20 protein-coding genes and 1 pseudogene are annotated in these 20,407 nt (G+C 62.3%); 6 read left to right on the top strand and 15 right to left on the bottom strand.

Features of this window, described 5'->3' with window-relative positions; genetic code table 11:
• Nucleotides 1–12 precede the first annotated feature (12 nt).
• Both glyA and HCN50_RS24455 read right to left on the bottom strand, forming a co-directional pair.
• Nucleotides 13–1,323: a serine hydroxymethyltransferase gene (gene glyA / locus HCN50_RS24460; RefSeq protein WP_171712443.1), complete on the bottom strand. Its 1,311-nt coding sequence runs from the start codon at nucleotides 1,321–1,323 to the stop codon at nucleotides 13–15.
• Nucleotides 1,324–1,616: 293 nt separating this feature from the next.
• A complete protein-coding gene (locus HCN50_RS24455; RefSeq protein WP_171712442.1) occupies nucleotides 1,617–2,240 on the bottom strand; it encodes a glutathione S-transferase family protein in 624 nt (207 codons plus the stop codon).
• Nucleotides 2,241–2,534: 294 nt separating this feature from the next.
• On the opposite strand from HCN50_RS24455, the gene HCN50_RS24450 reads away from it, so the two are divergent.
• Entirely contained in the window at nucleotides 2,535–2,927 is a 393-nt protein-coding gene (locus tag HCN50_RS24450) for a hypothetical protein (protein WP_171712441.1), read from the top strand.
• Between the two features lie 589 nt (nucleotides 2,928–3,516).
• Here the strand turns inward: HCN50_RS24450 and HCN50_RS24445 are convergent.
• Nucleotides 3,517–4,371, bottom strand: a complete 855-nt coding sequence (locus tag HCN50_RS24445) for an FkbM family methyltransferase (protein ID WP_171712440.1) — start codon at nucleotides 4,369–4,371, stop codon at nucleotides 3,517–3,519.
• 189 nt (nucleotides 4,372–4,560) lie between these two features.
• Here HCN50_RS24445 and HCN50_RS24440 point away from each other — a divergent pair.
• Nucleotides 4,561–4,749, top strand: a pseudogene (locus HCN50_RS24440) (hypothetical protein); the annotation flags it as partial.
• Between the two features lie 291 nt (nucleotides 4,750–5,040).
• Here HCN50_RS24440 and HCN50_RS24435 read toward each other — a convergent pair.
• The 8 genes from HCN50_RS24435 to HCN50_RS24400 form a co-directional block, all read right to left on the bottom strand.
• On the bottom strand, nucleotides 5,041–5,613 hold the full coding sequence (locus tag HCN50_RS24435; protein WP_171712439.1) for a histidine phosphatase family protein: 573 nt from the start codon (nucleotides 5,611–5,613) through the stop codon (nucleotides 5,041–5,043).
• Nucleotides 5,614–5,624: 11 nt separating this feature from the next.
• Complete coding sequence (locus HCN50_RS24430; RefSeq protein ID WP_171712438.1) at nucleotides 5,625–6,113, bottom strand: DUF6644 family protein; 489 nt, start codon at nucleotides 6,111–6,113, stop codon at nucleotides 5,625–5,627.
• Between the two features lie 5 nt (nucleotides 6,114–6,118).
• Nucleotides 6,119–6,475 (bottom strand): DUF6152 family protein, encoded by a 357-nt coding sequence (locus HCN50_RS24425; RefSeq protein WP_171712437.1) that lies wholly within the window; start codon nucleotides 6,473–6,475, stop codon nucleotides 6,119–6,121.
• Nucleotides 6,476–6,502: 27 nt separating this feature from the next.
• Nucleotides 6,503–7,771: an adenylate/guanylate cyclase domain-containing protein gene (locus HCN50_RS33780; protein WP_171712436.1), complete on the bottom strand. Its 1,269-nt coding sequence runs from the start codon at nucleotides 7,769–7,771 to the stop codon at nucleotides 6,503–6,505.
• Between the two features lie 142 nt (nucleotides 7,772–7,913).
• Complete coding sequence (locus HCN50_RS24415) at nucleotides 7,914–8,135, bottom strand: hypothetical protein (protein ID WP_171712435.1); 222 nt, start codon at nucleotides 8,133–8,135, stop codon at nucleotides 7,914–7,916.
• A gap of 35 nt (nucleotides 8,136–8,170) precedes the next feature.
• Nucleotides 8,171–8,395 carry a hypothetical protein gene (locus HCN50_RS24410; RefSeq protein ID WP_171712434.1) on the bottom strand — a complete coding sequence of 75 codons (225 nt, stop codon included), beginning with the start codon at nucleotides 8,393–8,395 and terminating at the stop codon, nucleotides 8,171–8,173.
• 300 nt (nucleotides 8,396–8,695) lie between these two features.
• The gene (gene ldtR, locus HCN50_RS24405; protein ID WP_028345688.1) at nucleotides 8,696–9,211 is read right to left on the bottom strand and encodes a transcriptional regulator LdtR; all 516 of its coding nucleotides are present in this window, start codon (nucleotides 9,209–9,211) and stop codon (nucleotides 8,696–8,698) included.
• Nucleotides 9,212–9,747: 536 nt separating this feature from the next.
• Complete coding sequence (locus tag HCN50_RS24400; protein ID WP_171712433.1) at nucleotides 9,748–10,227, bottom strand: DUF6163 family protein; 480 nt, start codon at nucleotides 10,225–10,227, stop codon at nucleotides 9,748–9,750.
• 225 nt (nucleotides 10,228–10,452) lie between these two features.
• Between HCN50_RS24400 and hemB the strand changes: the two genes are divergently transcribed.
• The 3 genes from hemB to HCN50_RS24385 all read left to right on the top strand — a co-directional run bounded on the left by hemB (nucleotide 10,453) and on the right by HCN50_RS24385 (nucleotide 13,164).
• The gene (hemB, locus tag HCN50_RS24395; RefSeq protein ID WP_171712432.1) at nucleotides 10,453–11,514 is read left to right on the top strand and encodes a porphobilinogen synthase; all 1,062 of its coding nucleotides are present in this window, start codon (nucleotides 10,453–10,455) and stop codon (nucleotides 11,512–11,514) included.
• Between the two features lie 142 nt (nucleotides 11,515–11,656).
• Nucleotides 11,657–12,208: an RDD family protein gene (locus HCN50_RS24390; protein WP_171712431.1), complete on the top strand. Its 552-nt coding sequence runs from the start codon at nucleotides 11,657–11,659 to the stop codon at nucleotides 12,206–12,208.
• A gap of 179 nt (nucleotides 12,209–12,387) precedes the next feature.
• Nucleotides 12,388–13,164, top strand: coding sequence for an arginyltransferase (locus tag HCN50_RS24385; protein WP_171712430.1), 777 nt, complete (start codon nucleotides 12,388–12,390; stop codon nucleotides 13,162–13,164).
• 122 nt (nucleotides 13,165–13,286) lie between these two features.
• Here HCN50_RS24385 and HCN50_RS24380 read toward each other — a convergent pair whose 3' ends face one another.
• The 3 genes from HCN50_RS24380 to HCN50_RS24370 all read right to left on the bottom strand — a co-directional run bounded on the left by HCN50_RS24380 (nucleotide 13,287) and on the right by HCN50_RS24370 (nucleotide 17,437).
• A complete protein-coding gene (locus HCN50_RS24380) occupies nucleotides 13,287–14,546 on the bottom strand; it encodes an arsenic transporter (RefSeq protein ID WP_171712429.1) in 1,260 nt (419 codons plus the stop codon).
• Complete coding sequence (locus tag HCN50_RS24375) at nucleotides 14,543–15,847, bottom strand: MFS transporter (protein ID WP_171712428.1); 1,305 nt, start codon at nucleotides 15,845–15,847, stop codon at nucleotides 14,543–14,545. Before HCN50_RS24375 ends, HCN50_RS24380 begins: the two co-directional genes overlap by 4 nt.
• 204 nt (nucleotides 15,848–16,051) lie before the next feature.
• Nucleotides 16,052–17,437 carry an Nramp family divalent metal transporter gene (locus HCN50_RS24370; protein WP_171712427.1) on the bottom strand — a complete coding sequence of 462 codons (1,386 nt, stop codon included), beginning with the start codon at nucleotides 17,435–17,437 and terminating at the stop codon, nucleotides 16,052–16,054.
• 350 nt (nucleotides 17,438–17,787) lie between these two features.
• Here HCN50_RS24370 and HCN50_RS24365 point away from each other — a divergent pair, with 350 nt between their 5' ends.
• On the top strand, nucleotides 17,788–19,029 hold the full coding sequence (locus HCN50_RS24365; RefSeq protein WP_171712426.1) for an MFS transporter: 1,242 nt from the start codon (nucleotides 17,788–17,790) through the stop codon (nucleotides 19,027–19,029).
• A gap of 10 nt (nucleotides 19,030–19,039) precedes the next feature.
• Here HCN50_RS24365 and HCN50_RS24360 read toward each other — a convergent pair whose 3' ends face one another.
• On the bottom strand, nucleotides 19,040–20,299 hold the full coding sequence (locus HCN50_RS24360; RefSeq protein WP_171712425.1) for an adenylate/guanylate cyclase domain-containing protein: 1,260 nt from the start codon (nucleotides 20,297–20,299) through the stop codon (nucleotides 19,040–19,042).
• Nucleotides 20,300–20,407: the final 108 nt, after the last annotated feature.

Below are 20,407 nucleotides of genomic sequence, written 5' to 3'. Positions count from 1 at the left end.
CCAACAGGGCCTTTACTGATAGATCGGGAAGCGGTCGGTGAGCGCCTTCACCCGTTCCTTGATCGCAGCTTCCACCAGCGGCGCCTTGCCGTCCTCCGATTGCGCCAGCGCGTTGAGCACTTCGGCAATCATGCCGCCGACCTGCTTGAATTCGGCAACGCCGAAGCCGCGCGTCGTCGCCGCCGGCGTGCCGAGACGCAGGCCCGAGGTGACGAACGGCTTTTCGGGATCGAAGGGAATGCCGTTCTTGTTGCAGGTGATGGCGGCGCGCACCAGTGCCTTCTCCGACACGTTACCCTTCAGCCCCTTGGGCCTGAGGTCGACCAGCATCAGATGGTTGTCGGTGCCGCCGGAGACGATGTCGAGGCCGTGCCCGCGCAGCGTTTCCGCCAGCGCCTTGGCGTTCTCGACCACGTTCTTGGCGTAGATCTTGAAGTCCGGCCGCAGCGCCTCGCCGAACGCCACCGCCTTGGCGGCAATGACGTGCATCAGCGGACCGCCCTGCAGGCCGGGGAAGATCGCCGAATTCAGCTTCTTGGCGATCGCCTCGTCGTTGCACAGGATCAGGCCGCCGCGCGGACCGCGCAGCGACTTATGCGTCGTCGTTGTCGTGACGTGGGCATGCGGCACCGGCGAGGCATGGACGCCACCGGCGACGAGGCCGGCGAAATGCGCCATGTCGACCAACAGATACGCGCCGACAGAGTCGGCGATCTCGCGGAAGCGCTTGAAGTCCCAGGCGCGCGAATAGGCCGAGCCGCCGGCGATGATCAGCTTGGGGCGGACCTGCTCGGCCTGCTTGGCCACCGCGTCCATGTCGATGATCTGGTCCTCGCGACGCACCGTGTAGTGCGCGGCCTTGAACCACTTGCCGGACATGTTGACCGGCGAGCCGTGGGTGAGATGACCGCCAGCGGCGAGGTCAAGGCCCATGAAGGTGTCGCCGGGCTGCAGCAGCGCCAGAAACGTCGCCTGGTTCATCTGGCTGCCGGAGTTCGGCTGCACGTTGGCAAACTGCGCGCCGAACAGCTTTTTGGCGCGCTCGATCGCCAGCGTCTCGGCGACGTCGACCCATTCGCAGCCGCCATAGTAGCGGGCGCCCGGATAGCCCTCCGCGTATTTGTTGGTCATCACCGAGCCCTGCGCTTCCAGCACGGCCCGGCTGACGATGTTTTCCGAGGCGATCAGCTCGATCTCATGCCGCTGGCGACCGAGTTCGCCCTTAATCGCGGCGGCGATTTCCGGGTCGGCCTCGGCAAGCGTGGCCGTGAAGAACGAGTCGGGCGCTGAGGCGGTCTTGGAGCTCGTGGGCGAGGAGGTCATTGGGCGAAATATCTCCACCGCCGCAGGCCCTTAGGGGCGAGGCGGGCGGGTCTGGTGTGGCGGTCGAAAGAAGCCTGCGAGATACCACATCCGGGCCGGAATGGCCAAGCATTTGCGGTACAGGTTGATATTTATGCCAGATATGGTGGGGATGAAGCCCCCACTCTCGTCGCCCCGGCCTTGAGCCGGGGCCTATAACACGGCGCCTAGACAGCAGAGCGTCTGCCAGGGGTTACCGTTCCGGCAGCCGGGGCGTATGGGTCCGGGCGTTCGCCGGTACGACATCGGGGTATTTAGGCAAACCGGTATGGCCCTCCCTTCGCCACCGAGCGCTGGAATGCCGGGCGGGCATGCATGCGTTCCAGCCACGCAGCCAAGTTCCGATACGGTCCGAGCCTGCCGAATACCTTGGCCATCTCGCCGACAAAACTCATCTGGATATCGGCGCCGGTCAGCGACGCGCCGACAAAGAACTCCCGGCCCTGCAGGGCACGGTCGACATAGCCGAGATGATTGGCCAGTTCGCTGTCGATGCGCGGATGCAGGGGCGCGCCCGCCTCCTTCAGCCTGCCGACGTAGAGGTTCAACATCAGCGGCAGCATCGCCGATCCTTCCGCGTAATGCAGCCACTCATTGTAGGCTTCGTAATCGGCGCTTCCGGGCGGCGGCATCATCGCATCCTTGCCGTAACTGCGGATGATGTAATCGACGATGGCGCCGGATTCGGCGATCGTCCTGTCACCGTCAGTGATGACAGGCGATTTGCCGAGCGGGTGAACCTCCTTCAACTCCGGCGGCGCCAGCCTCGTTTCGACATCGCGCTGATAACGCCTCATCTCATAGGGCGTGCCGAGTTCCTCCAGCAGCCACAGAATTCGCTGCGAGCGGGAGTCGTTGAGATGATGAAGCGTGAGCATGGGGTTCCCTCGGGGTGCTGTTGGAGCGTGGCCGTTCACGTAATGCCTGTCATTGACATAGTACCGCACACACCGCTGTCATCCCCGCGAAGTCGGAGATCCAGTACGCCCCGGCTTCTCGATCCAATCACTGGCGTCGCTGGAATACTGGATCGCCGGTCAAGCCGCGCGATGACCTTTGATTGTGGAATGGCGTTCTCGCGGCGCATTGCATCCGAGTTTTGCATCAACTTCCCGCCCTCGCATTCAGAGGGCGCAGGGAAGACCGGGTGCGCGCCGCACCCGCGGTCTCGTGTGCTGCTTGCGCAAAAAGAAAATGCACACGAGCATACAGGTGCGCCGGAGCATCCCGGCCTTCCCTGCGCAAGGGGAAAATACACGCCGGTGGAACTGCGTGGAAATCTTAACCTATTGATCGGTCGTAGGTTCTCCCCATACCATGCCACTCGAATTTTCGGCATTCCCACACACCATTGGGACAAAACCGGGGACACAGAATTGGCGCGCAACGTTCGCTGTTCCAGTCTTGAAATGCGCACCGCGCGGCTAAAGCTTGCTGTTCGGCGCAAGCCGTATAGCGGGCCTGCGCTCGCTCGCGGCGTCGCGCTGCTCTATAGGCGCAACAAGACGAACGGCACGTGGGTGCTCGAACCGCCACGGCAAGTACTGGACGAAAGCGATCGCTGAAGCTGATGATTTCGACGAGAGCAACGGCAGCACGATCCTGACGTCCTTCGAAGGGCGCGCGAGTAGCGCCAGGAATGGGGTCCTTGCCCTTCCAAGTTGCAGTGATATGTGAGGCAATTTTCGAAGTCGAATGACTGCGGCTTGGCCATTTTGCGGCACGACAGCAACCGTTCGTCAGAAGGCGCGACTTCCGAATGGGTCATTCGCGTCGGTTTGGCCGGGTGCCGCCGACTTCCGCACTACCCCTGTAAACAGACAACGTTACCGTGCGTCGGCATGTCTCAAAGGGGCCAGATGCGGTCGTAGGTGCAAATAGATCAATCTTTAATTATGCGACGAGACGGTGTTTAGTCTGATCGCAGTAGCTTCGAGCGATCGCGTGACGCGGGACATGGCTTAAGATATCAAACTCGTGTACTGGTGCGCAGCTGGCACATCTTGCAATTCGATGGAATCGATCGACATCGGAGATTGAGAGTGAACCGGGGATCAAAGATCCGGCCAAGATTTCCGCGCTCCCCGATGTGGTGCACTCATTATGAAGCACGTCCGGCGACGGTTTATTGTGCAGACGTGAGAGGAAATAGTCCTAGAGGTAAAGAGATGTTGCAGTCGTTGGCAACCGACGCTTTGTAGATACGGCGACATAGTCGTTGCTTTTGCAGTCTGCGGCTGATCTCACGGTGACGAAATCCAGCCGAGTGAGTTTCTTTCGAAGGCTGTATATCTCGTAACCTGCGTCTCGAAGCATGCTGCCGATCGATCCGGCGCTCTTATCGCTGTGCTCTTCGAATAAAATGACCTTTGGTTGAAGCCTGGCGAAATGCTCGATGCCGGCAGAGAAAATCTGTTCTTCGTGTCCTTCGACGTCGATCTTGACAAGGTCGATCTTGTCGATCGCAAGTTCCGATAGCATCGTTCCGACTTTCCTCGTTTCGATGCTGACGGTGCCGCTTTCGCTGATGTGGGCAATGCCGCGATTGTTGGGGTCGATACTGAGCAGGGAGACGCCGTCCTGCTGTGATAGGGCATATGGGTAGACCACTGCTCGACCGTCAAAGGGTGTGAGGTTTTTCCTTAGAAGGTCCAAAACTTCTGGCTGTGGTTCAACCGAGATGGCTCTTGAATTGGGCACTTTGGTGAGGAAGCAAGCGGTCACATACCCAACGTTGGCCCCGATATCGAGCAGTGTGTCGCCCGGCTCCGCAAAGTTACAGAGCACCTCGACGTTCGAACGGTCGAACTCGCCCGTGAGGTAGATATGCCGCCCGATAAGATCGTTGGGCATGACGGTGATTTGGAAATCATCCGTGGTCCTGACGGTCGCGAGTTTTTCTGCAAACGAGAGGTTGCGGAAAAGCCAATAAGCCAAGAATCCCGAGCCGCGCGGGAACGGCCAAGACCTTAGAAAAACCTGCGGGAAAATATGCTCTTTGTTCAACATTTTTAAGATCGTCCAGCTACGAAAAAGCCCGCCAACGCTACCCCACCTCACCCACCAAGACTAGCAAAAGCTTGCGCCGGTATGGGCCGCTACATGCTTCGGCGTCGGGGCAGGGCCGTTCACCAGTTCGCACATGACCCGGTGAGCATAGCATAGCTTCCCGTTCACCCCGAGCGTGCCGTAGCCGTTCAAGCGAGGAAGGCAGCTCGTGCCGCTGATCGGGCCGAGGCAGAAGCGTGGTCGGTTCGCATGGAAGGCTATGGCGGCCCGGCCCAGCCGTCACCAACGATAGGCCAATGCCTCAACGGCGGTTACGGTTGGCAGGAGATCGAATGCTGCCGATGCAAGACAAGGGCAAGCCTGCCGCTTGATGCTATCCCGGGGCTGACAGATGGATTTCCTGATATGGAAAGCTCATTGCAACAGCAGAGACGCCGAGCCAACACGCGACGCTGGCTGATAACATCCTTCCTGATCTACGGCATGATGGTCGCCGGCCTGCTGGGATATTTTGCGGTATTTCCTGATCAGATCACCCACGAGGCGGCGGTCGAAGCTACCGGCGCCTTGGCCGCCACGAAACCGGGCCGATACGAAGCCGTCATCGCGAACTGGAATCGGTATCGCGGAAAGGACGCGAGGGCGGAAGCGCGGTAGGTCGAAGCTGATTCAATCGAGCAGCAGCCGGCCGACAGGCGAGGCGCGATCGCTGCCGCCTTTGACGACAACGATCTCGCCACTCGCCGGCGAGACGCCGGTTAGCGCAAAAATGTTTGCGCCGTGCGTCACGACTAGGAGATTTCCGCGCGCCGTCCATTTGGCGATCAACGCGCGCCCACCCGCCGTGAGCGTTTCTCTTTGATCGCGCAGCACGACGACATTGCCGAACGTCGCCTCGGTTTCGACCGTGCCGAGGTTCAGCAATTTCGCCGTGTCGACGCAGCGACACCATGGCGAGCTCACAATCTTTTCGAACACAACCCCTTCCTGCTTGAGCCGCGCGCCGATTTTTTCCGCATCTGCCCTCCCCTTGACGCTGAGGTTACGCTGGGTCGCGCAGTCCTCGACCCGGAAGCCGGGCGGATCGCCGGTGCCCCCCGGCGCATTGGCGTGTCGCATTAGCGCAACGTGACCACCGGTGCGCAAGGCGTTCCAGGCGCTGGCCTCGTCGGCTACCGCAACCTCTATCATGCCGCAGAGGCCGAGCAGCAACGCGACAATGACGAAGCGCATGCGACGCATGGCACCCTCCATCAGAAATACGCGATCAGCCGTCCCGCGCAGACGACGCTGAGCCATAACAGGATCGATATCAGCGCCGTCGCTTTGGCTCCGCCGGGCACCCGGTCGCCCCAGCGTCCGACATCGCGCCACGGCAGGGCATGCGCAATCACGACGTTGACCAGCGCTGCCACAATCAACAGCGCCTTGGCCTGGAACGCGGGATTTTTCACGACATGCGAAGCATCGGCGCTGAACAATAAAAGCCCCATGCTGATCGCCAGCACAAAGCCTGCGCGCGACAAGGGCAACAGCAATTGCGCCATCGGCGGAATCGCGATCGCGCGTCCAAGCCCCAATAGCCTCAAATCGAGCGCCAGAATCGATCCCACCAGCACCACGAAGCCGATGATGTGCAGAATCTCGACCGCCGGATAGAGCGCCGGCGAAGAGCGCATCGCTTGACCCAGCGCGCTTTCCTGCAGGGTCAGGAATATCGATGCGGCCGGCTGGTGTTCCACGCGGCCTACCGCAATTCGATGCGCTTGCCGTCGAGCACGATGTATTCGATCCGCGCCTCATCCGGCTTGCTCACGTGAGGATAGCCGAACACGGTGCAGGTCTTGCCGGGCGCGATCAGCTCACGCGTCGCCCCGCGCGCCTGCATGCGCGACGGCGGCGCCAGGATGAAGTGCCAATGCTTGCCGTCGACCTCCATCTCGATCTCGCAGTGCGGATTCTCAAAGGTCGATTTCAGGATCTTGCCGGTGACGGTGAACGACTTCGACGTATCGTATCCGCCCCAGCCGTGATGGGCGATGGCGGAAGCCGGCACGAGACCGGCTGCCAGCGACAGGAACAGACGACGGGAGATTGAGGTCATGGCGCGCCTCCCTGTAATGTCGGCACCTTAAGGAGTCTCCCGTTCCGGCTTCCAGAAACGGTCATTGGGGGCCGTTCCGGCCGGATCAGCGGAGAACTCCGGTTTAACGCGATTGAGGAAGTACATGTTCACCTGGCCCTTGTGTTTCACCTCCACGGTGCCACGGGGCTCTATCTCGAAACGTCCCTTGATATGCTGCCAGGTCACTTCGGAAACGGTGATACGACCCGGAACCCCGGCCGCTTCGATACGTTCCGCAATATTCACCGTGTTGCCCCAGATATCATAGGTGAATTTGTGCTTGCCCACCACGCCGGCGATCACCGGTCCGGTGTTGATCCCGATCCTCGCCATCCAGGCCGGAAGATGCAGCTTTTCGCGCTGCCGGTTCAGCTTGTTCAGGTGATCCATGATCTGCAGCGCGCACAGTGCGGCGTCCGCCGCGTGCGTGCGATTAGGCTCCGGCACGCCGCCAACTGCAAGGTAGGCGTCGCCGATCGTCTTGAGTTTTTCCAGGCGATGTCTTGCGATGATATCGTCGAACCTGGTGAAGTGCTGGTCGAGCTGATCGATGACGCTTGCCGGCTCCATCGTTTCGACAATACGGGTGAACCCGCTGAAATCGACGAAGATCACGCTCGCGGAATCGAAGAAGCGTGGCTTGACCCGCTGGTTCGCCTTGAGTTCGGCCGCGATGGACGGCGGCAGGATGTTCAGAAGGAGACGCTCGGATTCGGATTTTTCGGCAACAGCGCGGTCGCGGGCCTCCTCCAGCCTGCGCATCATCTCGTCGCGCTCAAGCAACTGCCGGCGCAATTCCAGGTGCACCATGGTTTGCCGTGACAGGCGTCGCAGCGCTTCGCGCTGCTCAAAGCTGAGCTCGCGCGGCTTGAAGTCAATGACGCACAGCGTGCCCAGCGCATAGCCATCGTCGGTAATAAGCGGAACGCCGCAATAGAAGCGGATCTTCAGGCCGGCCGTCACAAGCGGGCTGGTATTGAACCGCTGGTCGCTGACGAGATCGGGAACATAAAGGATATCGTTGTTGCAGATCGTGACCTGGCAGATCGAAATTTCGCGGGGACATTCGGAAAGATCTGGCGGCAGACCATATTTGGCCTTCATCCATTGGCGCGACGGGTCGACGAAGCTGATCAGGGCGGCCGGGCAGTCGCAAATCTGCGCCGCCAGTTCAGTGATTTCGTCGAAGCCGATTTCCGGGAGCGTGTCGAGGATGGCGTAGCTCGTCAGCGCTTCAAGTCGCTCAGGCTCATTGGCTGGAATCGCGACGTCCATGACAAGCCCTCGCGCCGGACCGCATCAAGAAATCTACGGCGAAGCGCGCACGGCAGGCAAGGCCTCCTTACGGGGGGACTGCTTCAAGCGGTTTGTGGTGCCACCAAGGTGATCGGCACGCGTAGTTGACTGCGTTGTCGTCTTACAACCCCGTATACCCCGCCTTCACCGGATCGTTGCTGCCGTCGAGTTGACGCAGATAGGTGAGCCCGCACACGGTCAGGCGGTGCGGGTCGTTCTCGCCGGCCTCGACCAGCGTGGTGAGATAGGCCGTGACCTTCGCGCGCGCCTCGTCGCTCGCCGCGGCGCTGCAGTTCAGAAGCAGGTCATAGGTCTGCATGATGCGGTCGATCGCTGCTTCCATGGAGTTCTCCTGATGTGCGAACGAGGGGTGATCGGTCAGGCCGATGTGCATGCTTCGAACGCCGCGACAGCCTTGTTGGCAAGCCTGAGCCGGTTGAATTCGCCTTGCCGGAATATCTTCACGATGATTGCGAGCAACCGCTCGTCGGTAACAAAGGTATCGGCAATAGCGCCGCTGTTGCGAAGGTAGTTCGACGCGATCGCGTAGGCGTCGCCCACCACTTCGAAATTCATGACCTGAACTGCCCGCTCGACCAACATGCCCTCACCTGTTTCGTCGCCCGGCCTTTAATTCGCACGCGCGAAAAAGGTTCCGCCCCGAAGCCGCGATTTCTGCATGGATTGGCGTCAGTTGCCCGATTACCGAGGATTTCCCTTCAAAAACAAAGCGCACCGAGCCGGAAGACCGGCGCCGATGCGCTTTCAGCAGGGGCTTACTTCAGGTGTCCGCTTGTGGCTGCCGGTCTTGTGATACGGCCGGCTTGACCGTCAAGCGGACTGAAGGCTTGTCCTGACGCGTTTGATGGCGCGCCCCTCCGCGCCAAAACGCTTCAACAATTCTCAGAGCCGATACAGGATCTGGTCGGTCCAGAACCGCTCGAGCCGGTGCAGCGACTTGTTCAGCGTCGCGAACTCCTCGTTCGAGATACCGCCGACCTGCTCCACCGTCTTGACGTGCTTCTGGTAGAGCGCATCGACGATCTTGCGGATCTCCTGGCCCTGCGCGGTCAGACGGATGCGGACCGAGCGACGATCAACGCGCGAGCGCTGATGATCGAGGAAGCCGAGTTCGACGAGCTTCTTCAGGTTATAGGAGACGTTGGAGCCGAGGTAGTAACCGCGCGTGCGCAGCTCGCCCGCGGTCAGCTCCTTGTCACCGATGTTATAGAGCAGCAGAGCCTGCACCGAGTTGATGTCGGCGCGGCCGCGGCGGTCGAATTCGTCCTTGATGACGTCGAGCAGCCGGCGGTGAAGCCGCTCCACCAAAGTCAACGCTTCCAGATAGAGCGGCTGCACCGGAGTTTGGCCGGCAGAGCGTTCAGCGGTTTCCACCGCCGTTGCAACGGCTTTGATCATGACACTTCCCCTGTCGTCGTTTTTCGACTTATTTCGACGAAACTTCTGTCCCGCCTGATAGGTTCAACTTAAGGGGGCGGATTGAAGATCCGCTTAAATAAGACAATAAAGAGATCATGAATTTAACAGAGTGAATTGTGGATTAAGCCTCATGAATCAAGGCTTTTTGCAATGTTTCATTGACGGTGGAAGCGCCCTGTTCACGCTTCGTCTGCACCCCCTGTCGCATTCGGAAACAGGTGCGTCTGAAATCGAAACGCCCGCGTAAGATGTGTGGTGAACCCCTTTACGTCCCTTAACGGTGACCAAAGCGTTACCGGATGAATCTCTGAAAATTTTACAGGGCGCCGTCGCGATTTCTGCACGCGAACGAAGTATGGCGGAAAACTGACGCGGTGTGGCGGCGGTGGCTTCATACTTCGAGACGCGGCCAATTGGCCGCTCCTCAGGATGAGGTCTAGTTTTATCCTCATGGCGAGGAGCGCGGCAGAGCCGCGCGTTTCGAACCATGAGGCCACCGGACGGACCGCAGCGTCCTACGGCGGGCGTTCGCGCGCGGCCATCCAGGCGAGCGCGAGATAGGCGCCGAGCATCACGGCTTCCAGCGCCACCACCGTCAGGCTGCCGCCATAGATCCCCGGGAACATCAGTTCGATCACCGCCATCGAGACCACGGTGGTGAGCCACACCACCGCGCCCCAGGGGGTGGCGAGCCACAGCCCTACGGCGGCGACGAGCTCGATGACGGCGAAATAGACCGTCGCGGTCTGCCAGGCCATCGACTGGTTCTCGAACGCTTCTTCCTCGCTGCCGATGAAGCCGGTGACCTGCGCCCAATGGTACAGGCCCTTCATGATTGATATGACCGCCATGACGCGCAGGAACGTCACCAGGCGGCGCGTCCACACATTCTCGTCGGACTCGATCCGCTCCGACGACATCCCCGCCATCGACATCGCGCCGTCCCTGTCCCTGGCCTTGTCCCGCGCAGCATCGCGCGCCGACACGTCAGACATGGCAACCATCCTGGCAACCACCCCGGCTGTCGACTTCGTAGTGGCGGCTCAATGCGTGCTGGAATCTCCTCATGGCCTCATGTCTTGGCCCGCCGGGACGGCAAAATCAATTGGCCAAAATCAATTGGCGATGAGATGGATCAAGGCTCGGTGACGGGCGAAGGGCAAGGTGCTAGAATTGGAACAAGTCAAAGCCTTCTCGCCGCCTTCAGGAGTACCCATCACATGGCGATCAAATTCGGGCGCCCGATCGAAATGCGCGATGCGCCGCGGCGCCAGACCACCCTCGCCGCCAACCCGCTGGACCTGGCGATCCGCCCCCGCCGCAACCGCAAGGCGGAATGGGCGCGGCGGCTGGTGCGGGAAAACATGCTGACCACCGACGACCTGATCTGGCCGCTGTTCGTGGTCGATGGCCACAACGCGCGCACGCCTGTCGCCTCGATGCCCGGCGTCGATCGTCTCACCGTCGATCAGGCGGTGCGCGACGCCGAACGCGCGGCAAAGCTGAACATCCCCTGCATCGCGCTGTTCCCCTATACCGAGCCGTCGCTCCGCGACGAGACCGGCTCCGAAGCGCTTAACCCGAACAATCTGGTGTGCCAGTCGGTACGCGCGATCAAGAAGGAATTCCCCGAGATCGGCGTGCTCTGCGACGTCGCGCTGGATCCCTTCACCAGCCATGGCCATGACGGGCTGATCGAGGACGGCAAGATTCTCAATGACGAGACGGTCGCGGTGCTGGTGCAGCAGGCGCTGGTGCAGGCCGAGGCCGGCTGCGACGTGATCGCGCCGTCCGACATGATGGATGGCCGCGTCGGCGCGATCCGCGAGGCGCTGGACGAGGCAGGCTACCTCGACGTGCAGATCATGGCCTATGCGGCAAAATACGCCTCCGCTTTCTACGGCCCGTTCCGCGACGCCATCGGCTCCGCCAAGACGCTGACCGGCGACAAGCGCACCTACCAGATGGACAGCGCCAATTCCGACGAGGCGCTGCGCGAGGTCGAACTCGACATCGCGGAAGGCGCCGACATGGTGATGGTGAAGCCCGGCATGCCGTATCTCGACGTGGTGCGGCGCGTGAAGGAGACGTTCTCGATGCCGACCTTCGTCTACCAGGTGTCCGGCGAATACGCGATGATCGCCGCCGCGGCGGGCAATGGCTGGCTCGACGGTGACCGCGCGATGATGGAGAGCCTTCTCGGCTTCAAGCGCGCCGGCGCGGATGGGATTTTGACGTATTTCGCGCCGAAGGCGGCGGAGCGGTTGAGAAACGGCGAGTAGCGAATAGCGAGGGGTTTTGCTCTTCGCCACTCACTATTTGCCATTCGCCGAACATTGCGCGCTGTTAATGGTCGCAGGGCCTTGGCGACCGCAGGGCCGGTTCCCATGTGAGCCTCGGAAACTTCGGCCTGGAGGACGGATCATGTCTTATAGCGGCTCTGGCAATGGCTCGAATACCTGGCGGAACGACGGCGGGGTGCCGCCGCATGCGTTCGACCCCGACCTGCAGCCGGAACTGTTTCGCGGCGTACTGACGCGGCGGATATTTGCGTTCCTGATCGACCTCGTCGTGCTCTCGGTGCCGGTCATCCTCGGCTACATCTTCATCGGCCTGTTCGGGCTGATCACGCTCGGGCTTGGTTGGATGCTGTTCTGGTTGGCCTGGCCGGCCACCATCGTATGGGCGATCGTCTATTACGGCGCCTCGATCGGCGGCCCCCATTCGGCCACCATGGGCATGCGCGTCATGGATCTGGAGCTGCGCACCTGGTACGGCGCGCCGGGCTATTTCGTGCTCGGCGCCTGCCATGCCGTGCTGTACTGGGTCTCGATCTCGTTCCTGACGCCGCTGGTGTTGCTGGTCGGCCTGTTCAACGGCCGCCGCCGGCTGCTGCACGACATGATCCTGGGAACCGTAGTCATCAACAGCTCGGTCCGTACTCAGGTAGCGCCCTCGCCCCGCAGCAGCTACTGAGCGAGCCGCAAACCGATTGACCGGCAGCGCTCGGAGCGCAATGTTAGAGCTGGTCCGGCCTGAATGAATCGGGGCCGGGCCGGCGTTTTGCTTTTTGACGCGTTTTCTTAACGGGACCTGGTGTCTACTCCGCTCGAAAGCGCTATGGTTGATTTGTTTCGGAGGCGTGACGACCCGACGTGACCCAGCACTCGCGTGATACCCCGCAATTCTACCTGACGGCGCCCTCGCCCTGCCCCTATCTGCCCGGCCGGCACGAGCGCAAGGTGTTCACGCATCTGGTCGGCGACAAGGCCGGCGATCTCAACGACCTCCTGACCCATGGCGGCTTCCGCCGCAGCCAGTCGATCGCCTACCGCCCGGCCTGCGACCAGTGCCGCGCCTGCGTCTCGGTGCGCGTCATCGCCAATGAGTTCCGCCCCTCGCGCAACTTCAAGAAGGTGTTGGCGCGCAATGCCGACATTATCGGCGAGCAGCGCAGTGCGGTGCCGACCTCGGAGCAGTACTCCGTGTTCCGCGCCTATCTCGACAAGCGCCACCGCCACGGCGGCATGGCCGACATGACCGTGCTGGATTACGCGATGATGGTGGAAGACAGCCATGTCGAGACCCGCATCATCGAATACCGCAAGCGCGGCGTCGACACCGGCATCACCGGGCGCGGCGAGGAGCTGATCGCCGTGGCGCTCACCGACGTGCTCAGCGACGGGCTGTCGATGGTGTATTCGTTCTTCGAGCCGTCGCAGCACAGCCGCTCGCTCGGCACCTTCATGATCCTCGACCACATCACCCGCGCCCGCAGGCTCGGCCTGCCCTATGTCTATCTCGGCTACTGGATCGAGGGCTCCAAGAAAATGGACTACAAGGGCCGCTTCCTGCCGCAACAGCGGCTGGCGCCGTCAGGCTGGCTGCGCGTGGATGCATCGGGCGAAGTGCTGACCGAGCCGCAGGATTGATTCTCGGACGCTGCCATTTCGGAAGCGGCTGATCCAGTATGGGTCAGCGGGACGGAGAGCTCACAGGTGCGAATTCTCCCGCGCGGATGATAGGGAGAACCCAAATAGCGCCCTGAAAAGACTCAGTAGTTCATCAAGGAGAGCGCTGCCAAAAGCGCTGGTGGCATCACCAGAAGCCCGATCCCCAAAAAGCGCCAGGCGCTGACATGCAGCCCCTCGCGGCGCAGCGCCACCAGCCACAGGATCGTTGCAAGCGAGCCGGTGACCGAAAGGTTTGGCCCGAGATCGACCCCGATCAGCATGGAGCCAACGACCTGCGGCGGAAGCTGATCGCTGCCGGCAACCGAGCCAGCGACCAGCCCGATCGGCAAATTGTTAGCGATGTTATCCGCGAGGGACGTGACGATAGCGACGGCCCATGCCGTCTTCGGCACGGATTGCGCGACCGCCGCATGCAGCATCGCGCTCAGATGTCCGATGGCACCGCTTTGGACCAACGCTTCCACCATCACGAACAACCCAGCCACCAACGGCAGCACGCTCCACGATATGTCCTTGACGACCGGCCAGGGCGATTGGCGACTCGCGATCAGCACAACAACCGCTGTGGCCACGCCGCAGATGAAGGTCGGCAGGCCCAGTTGAATGTCGAGCGCGGAGGCGCCGAGCAGCACGACGCAGATGGCGGCAATGCCGCAGGCGGTGAGTTTTCCCTCCCGGCCCAGTTTCGGCTTGGCGACGTCCGTTTCGATCTTCTCCTCATTGAGCGCGCGGCGCTGCGCGAGGCGCAGCACGACATAGGTGACGACAATTGACGCGACCGAGGGCAGCAGGAATTGCCGCAGCCATTCGCCAAGATGCGGCAGGCGAGCGCCGAACACCACGAGATTGGCGGGGTTCGAGATCGGCAGCACGAAGCTCGCTGCATTGGCGATAAAGGCGCACACGAACAGATACGGCAGCGGCGTCGCACCGGCGGCGCGGGTCGCGGCGTATACCGCGGGCGTCAGCACAATCGCGGTGGCGTCATTCGACAACAGCACCGTCACCAACGTACCAACCAAATACACCAGCAGGAACAATCGCCGCGGTGAGCCACGCGCATGCTGCACGGCGAGCGCGGCGAGATAGTCGAACAGTCCCTCGCGACGCGCCAGCTCCGCAATCAGCATCATTCCGGTAAGGAACAGATAGACATCGACGCCCTTGCGCACGCCGGTCAGCGCATCTGCCCATGGCAATAGCCCCAACAGCACAAGGGCGAGTGCACCCGTAACCGCCCAGATCGCTTCGAGCAGCCGAAAGGGTCTGATGATGACCCCTGCTGTCGCAGCCGCGATGATGCTCCAGGCCATGACGATATTGTGCGGTACGGAAGTCATTCCACGGTCCCCAAAGCTCGCTCCGGAGTGGGAGCGCAAGCCGGCGGGGCCGTTTGCCCCCCGCGGCTTGCGCTGCCACCCGTTTCCGCGAGTGCGAAGGCACAGACCAGCGCGCCGACCGCTGCAACAGCGCCAAGCGTAACGAACGCCGCGCTGTAACCTGCAGTCCCAACTACCAGCCCGGCCAAGGTCGTCGAGAGCGCAGCGCCGATGCCCTGCGCCGTGATGATCGCGCCCTGTGCGATATTGAAGCGGCCGGTGTTGCGCATGAGATCGGCAACGATGACCGGAAAAATCGCGCCGAAGATCCCCGCACCCACGCCGTCGAGCAACTGAACGCCGACCAACCATTCCTGGCTGTCCGACAGAGTATAAAGCGCGCCGCGCAGCGGGAGAATCAGGAGCGCCGCGAGGAAAAAGCGCTTGTGCCCCCAGCGGTCGGCCCTGGCGCCGACCAGCATCGCCATCGGCATCATGACAATCTGCGCGGCAACGATGCAAGCCGACATCAGGCTGGTGCCAAGGTTCTTGTCCTGAAGTGCCAGCTTTTGTCCCACCAGCGGCAGCATTGCCGCGTTCGACAAATGGAAGAGCATCACGCACACTGCGAATATCAGGAGCGGCCGACAGGTGAAGAGAATGGCCAACCCCGACGGCTCATCCCTATCCGGGTTTTGATAGCCTTGCTCGGTATCATGGAGGCCACGCGCCACATCGTGATTGATGGCCTTTTCTGGTATAGCCCACACGCTGGCGAGGCTCGCCATCGACATGGCACCCAGAAGATAGAATACGGCTTGCGGACCGAACGCATAGGCGGCTATGCCGGCAATCGATGCGGCGAAGGCATTGCCCGCATGATTGAAGGTTTCATTGCGACCGATCCGTCCCGTGAAAGCGCGATGGCCGACAATGCCCAGCGATAGTGCGGCGATCGCCGGCGAGAAGATCGCGCCCGCTGCATGCGCGATGCCTTGCGAAATCGCGACTGGCCAGAAGCTCTGAAAAACCGGCAGCAGGAGCGACGCTGCGGTGACGGCTAGGGCCGCGCTAACCATCACCAGCCGCTTGGCCCGCGTCGCATCGACAAGCGCGCCTGCCGGCGTCTGCGCAACGATGGTAGCAATGCCGGCAATCGACATGACCATGCCGATCCCGGATTCATCCCAGTGCTGCTCGGTCAGGAGATAGATGGCGAGATAAGGGCCTAGCCCATCGCGGACATCCGCAAGGAAGAAGTTCACGGCGTCGAGCGCATGGTTCGCTCGTTTCAAATTCTCCCTTTGGTGCCCTTCTGACATGGTTGCCGTCGAAGGGCCCCATTAACCTCCCAGACAACGCCTGACGAGCGTGACGGTTCCCGCCAAGGCTGCCAAGAGAACAGGCGGATCACCTTGCTCAAGAAGGGCAAATCATGGAGCGGGCGCGGCCTCTTTTTTGGGCAGCCGACCTGGGTCATTGGCCTATGTCGCACAAATCCGCATGACCCCAGCCGCGGGGTCGTCTCACCCGAAGAACGTCTCGAACAACAGCTTCACGTTCAGCGCGACGATCACGCCGGCGACGATCCACGCGACGGCGGCGACGCTGCGCGGGATGACGAACTTGCCCATCTTGCGCCGGTCGGAAACGAACTTGACCAGCGGGATCACCGCGAACGGCAACTGCATCGACAGCACGACCTGGCTGAACACCAGCAACTGGCTGGTGCCGCGCTCGCCATAGAGCGCGGTGACAATCACGACCGGGACGATCGCGATGCCGCGGGTCAATAGCCGCCGCGCCCAGCTCGGCAGCCGCAGGTCGAGAAAGCCTTCCATCACGATCTGGCCGGCCAGTGTCGCGGTGACCGTCGAGTTGAGGCCGGAGGCGAGCAGCGCCACCGCAAACAGCGTCGAGGCGATGCCGAGCCCGAGTAGCGGCGACAGCAATTCAAATGCCTGGCCGATCTCGGCCACTTCCGTGCGGCCGGTCGCATGGAAGGTCGAGGCGGCGACGATTAGGATCGCGGCGTTGATGAACAGCGCCAGCATCAAGGCGATGGTCGAATCAGTGGTCGCCCATTTGATCGCCTCTCGGCGGCCCTGATTATTACGTTCATAGGCGCGGGTCTGCACGATCGAGGAATGCAGATAGAGATTATGCGGCATCACGGTCGCGCCGATGATACCGATGGCGATGTAGAGCATCTCCGGATTGGTGATGATCTCGGTGGACGGCGTAAAACCCTTCAGCACCGCGGCGACCGGCGGTGCTGCGGCCGCGATCTGGATGGTGAAGCAGATCGCGATCACGATCAAAAGCGAGATGACGAAGGCTTCGAGGAAGCGAAAACCCTTGTTCATCAACAGCAGCAGCAGGAACGCGTCGAGCGCGGTGATCAGCGCGCCGGCGATCAGGGGAATGCCGAACAGAAGCTTCAGCGCAATCGCGGTGCCGATCACCTCCGCCAGGTCGCAGGCGATGATCGCGGCCTCGCAGGCCACCCAGAGCAGGAAGTTCACCGGCCGCGAAAAGCTGGCACGGCAGGCCTGCGCGAGGTCGCGGTCGGTGACGATGCCAAGCCGCGCGGCCAGCGCCTGCAGCAGGATCGCCATCAGGTTCGACAGCAGAATGACGGACAGCAGCGTGTAACCGAACTTCGATCCGCCCGCGAGGTCGGTGGCCCAGTTGCCGGGGTCCATGTAACCGACGGAAACCAGATAGCCGGGACCCAGAAAGGCCAGCAGCCGGCGCGACCAATGCCCGCTAAAGGGCACCGAGATCGTTGAATTGACCTCGGGCAGGCTCTGCCGGGCGCCGGTGGCGTCAGCACGCCAGCCGGCGGCGGTCGTATCGGCCATTTCCAAACTCCCGGCCTTCGGGCCCAAATCGGGCGATCGCGCATCCATTTCGGCAAGATGGCTGATCTTCCTCTTTATTGCAACTCATTTGCAACTGCATCTGGCGATCAGGTGCAAGTGCATCTAGCGATCACGAAAATGGTACCGCCGACAGTCTTGTACGCCCGCCGAACCGCCCGCCACCACCTCGGGAACGGGCAAGGCGACGCTCGGACCGAGAGCCTCATAGCCAGGGAACTGTTTCCCATCGAAATCGAAAAGCCCCGCTGCTGCAGCGCGGCCGGACTTTTCTCGCGCGTTCCATCCAACGCCTTTGTCAGGAAACGGGTGGGTTTGATCGTCCTCACACCAGACATTGAGGCCAGATCGAATCCCTGAGGGGAAGAAGGAACACTGTCATGTCCGCCGACACCCCGCACCTGCCCAGAACCTTCAACCGCCTGGCCTGGTCCAATCTCGCAGCCCAATCGGCCGAGCAGATTGCACTAGCCGCCGCCCCCATCGTCGCGGTGCTGCTGCTCGGTGTCGGCGAAGGCCAGACCGGCCTGTTGCAGACCGCGCTGACGCTGCCCTTCATCCTGTTCGCAATCCCCGCCGGCCTCCTCGCCGACCGCATCTCGCGGCGCTGGGTCATGGTGACCGCCGAAGCCCTGCGAGCAGCCGCGCTGGCGGCGATGCTGCTCTTGATCTGGATCGGCGCAATAACGTTGCCACTGCTGTCGCTGCTCGGCTTCATCGCGGTGTGCGGCACAGTCGCCTACAGCGTCGCCGCGCCGGCGCTGGTGCCGTCGCTGGTGACATCGGAGCAATTGCCGGCGGCGAATGCGCGGATCGAACTGGCACGCACGGTCGCCTTCGCCAGCGGCCCCGCCCTCGGCGGCGTGCTGGTCGGATGGATCGGGGCGGCACCGGCCTTCGGCTTTGCCGCTGCCTTGTCCGTGATCGCCGTCGTGCTGCTGTCGGGCGTTTATGAGCCGCCACGTGCGCCACAGCCGCGACGGCATCCCTTGCAAGAGATCAAGGAAGGCGCCGCCTTCGTGCTGCATCATCCGCTGCTGCGTCCCGTGTTCATTACGCAGTTCATCTTCAATACCGCGTCGTTCCTGGTGCTTGCCGTGTTCGTGCCTTACGCCGTGCGGCATCTTGGGCTATCGGCAACCGGCGTCGGCGTAACGCTTGCGATGTACGGCGTCGGCATGGTGGTCGGCGCGCTCGCGGCGACGCGGGTGATGCAGCGGCTCGCCTTCGGCACCGTGATCGGGCTCGGGCCGGTCACCGGTTTTATCGCTGCAGTCCTGATGGCGCTGACGACGATCGTTCCCACACCGTGGCTTGCAGGCTTGAGCTTCTTCTTGCTCGGTGTCGGCCCGATCTTGTGGGTGATCTCGACCACAACCCTGCGGCAATCGGTGACGCCGCCCTCGCTGCTCGGCCGCGTCTCCGCCATCAACATCATGAGCTACGGCGCCCGCCCGCTCGGCTCCGCGCTCGGCGCCATCGCCGGCGGCCTCTATGGCGCGGAAGCCTGCCTCTATCTGGCGGCCGCCATCTTCGCCGCGCAGGCGATGGTGATCCTGCTGTCGCCCGCGGTCTCGCTGGCCGAGCAGCCGGAAATGGTGGGCGAGCCGGCGGGGTGTTAGCGGAGGGAGGTTAGCTCACCAGATACCGCTCGTACTTTCCCGCCACCACCTCATCCGCGGCGATATCCGGATCGAGCGTGTAGAGGTCCTGCGCGCGGCCAATGCCGCGCAGCGCGTAGCGGCCGGTGGAGACCAGGTAGTTTCGTCCCGCTGCATCGAGACCGGAGCGGAACGCCGAAGACATCAACAGCTCCCGGTCGACCGAGCGGCACATCGAGGCGATGCGGCTGACCTCGTTGACCGCGGGACCCACCACTGTGAAATCGAGCCGGTCGTCGCTGCCGATATTGCCATAGAAGACCTCACCGACATGCAGTCCGACATGGGCCGAGGTCGCCGGCCGGCCCTCTGCGGTGCGGCGGGCGTTCAGCGTCCTCATGTTGCGGCGGAAGCGATATTCGGCGCGCAGCGCGGCGCGCTTGGCCTTGGCCATGTTGTCATGGGTGAACATCGCCAGCACGCCGTCGCCGATCAATTTCAGCACCTCGCCGCCGGCTTCGTGGATGGCGTCGATCGAGGCCTGCGCATAATCGTTGAGGAACGGGATGATCTCGCCGGGGTCGATACTCTCGCTGATCGCGGTCGAGCCGCGCAGGTCCGAGTACCACAACACCGCGTTGATGCGCTCGGTGACGCCGCGCGTGATCCGCCCGCGCAGCACCTGTTCGGCGGTGTCGCGTCCGAGATAGACCCGGCCCAGCGTCTTGGTGATGTCGGCCTGCGCCGCGGATTTGATCGCCAGCCCCAGCACCGGCACGAGATCGCGCAGCGCCGCCAGCCCCTGCGCGCCAAAACCCTCGTCGCGCCGGGTCACCCAATAGGAATAGACGCAGTCCATCTGCCCCATGGTGCCGGCCTCGCCGAACTGGTGCACATAGGCGACCAGATGCTTGTGACCTTTCTCGGCCAGCTCGTTCACGAACTTGAACCGGTGGGCCGCGCGGTCCGCGAGGTCGATCGGCAGTTCCTCATGGCCGTTTTCGAGCATGTGGTAGAAGATCGAGCTGCGCCAGGCTTGCGCAGCCTCACCCTCACTGGTCGAGCCATATTCAAAAACGTCACTCTCGTTGGTCTCGGCGTCGTTCCAGCGAAAGCCGCGGCCCTCGAAAATCGGGTGCAGCGTGTCGATGAAGACCATGCCGCGCGACAGGCCAAGCCCCTCGGCGCAGCAGCGCTCGCAGAAGCCACGGATCAGGTCGTTTTCGGGCAGTCCGGTGAGGCCCTGGCTGACCAGCCAATTCGTCAGGCGCAGACGGGGTATGAGTTCCATGCTGCTATTATGGCGTGCAATCGTGACGCGTGGAAGGTCGCCGCTTGCATTCCCCGGATGCTGCGCAGCGCCATTAGGGCGTTTGCGCGCGTCGGCGCGCGATGGCGA

This window comes from Bradyrhizobium archetypum (genome assembly GCF_013114835.1).
GTDB classification, from domain to species: domain Bacteria; phylum Pseudomonadota; class Alphaproteobacteria; order Rhizobiales; family Xanthobacteraceae; genus Bradyrhizobium; species Bradyrhizobium archetypum.
This window is presented reverse-complemented; position numbering and strand designations above follow the sequence as displayed.

Coding starts and splice junctions, on each gene's coding strand:
- glyA (WP_171712443.1), bottom strand. CDS start 1,323: ATGACCTCCTCGCCCACGAGCTCCAAGACCGCCTCAGCGCCCGACTCG.
- HCN50_RS24455 (WP_171712442.1), bottom strand. CDS start 2,240: ATGCTCACGCTTCATCATCTCAACGACTCCCGCTCGCAGCGAATTCTG.
- HCN50_RS24445 (WP_171712440.1), bottom strand. CDS start 4,371: ATGTTGAACAAAGAGCATATTTTCCCGCAGGTTTTTCTAAGGTCTTGG.
- HCN50_RS24435 (WP_171712439.1), bottom strand. CDS start 5,613: ATGCGTCGCATGCGCTTCGTCATTGTCGCGTTGCTGCTCGGCCTCTGC.
- HCN50_RS24425 (WP_171712437.1), bottom strand. CDS start 6,475: ATGACCTCAATCTCCCGTCGTCTGTTCCTGTCGCTGGCAGCCGGTCTC.
- HCN50_RS33780 (WP_171712436.1), bottom strand. CDS start 7,771: ATGGACGTCGCGATTCCAGCCAATGAGCCTGAGCGACTTGAAGCGCTG.
- HCN50_RS24415 (WP_171712435.1), bottom strand. CDS start 8,135: ATGGAAGCAGCGATCGACCGCATCATGCAGACCTATGACCTGCTTCTG.
- HCN50_RS24410 (WP_171712434.1), bottom strand. CDS start 8,395: ATGTTGGTCGAGCGGGCAGTTCAGGTCATGAATTTCGAAGTGGTGGGC.
- ldtR (WP_028345688.1), bottom strand. CDS start 9,211: ATGATCAAAGCCGTTGCAACGGCGGTGGAAACCGCTGAACGCTCTGCC.
- HCN50_RS24400 (WP_171712433.1), bottom strand. CDS start 10,227: ATGTCTGACGTGTCGGCGCGCGATGCTGCGCGGGACAAGGCCAGGGAC.
- hemB (WP_171712432.1), top strand. CDS start 10,453: ATGGCGATCAAATTCGGGCGCCCGATCGAAATGCGCGATGCGCCGCGG.
- HCN50_RS24390 (WP_171712431.1), top strand. CDS start 11,657: ATGTCTTATAGCGGCTCTGGCAATGGCTCGAATACCTGGCGGAACGAC.
- HCN50_RS24380 (WP_171712429.1), bottom strand. CDS start 14,546: ATGACTTCCGTACCGCACAATATCGTCATGGCCTGGAGCATCATCGCG.
- HCN50_RS24375 (WP_171712428.1), bottom strand. CDS start 15,847: ATGTCAGAAGGGCACCAAAGGGAGAATTTGAAACGAGCGAACCATGCG.
- HCN50_RS24370 (WP_171712427.1), bottom strand. CDS start 17,437: ATGGATGCGCGATCGCCCGATTTGGGCCCGAAGGCCGGGAGTTTGGAA.
- HCN50_RS24365 (WP_171712426.1), top strand. CDS start 17,788: ATGTCCGCCGACACCCCGCACCTGCCCAGAACCTTCAACCGCCTGGCC.
- HCN50_RS24360 (WP_171712425.1), bottom strand. CDS start 20,299: ATGGAACTCATACCCCGTCTGCGCCTGACGAATTGGCTGGTCAGCCAG.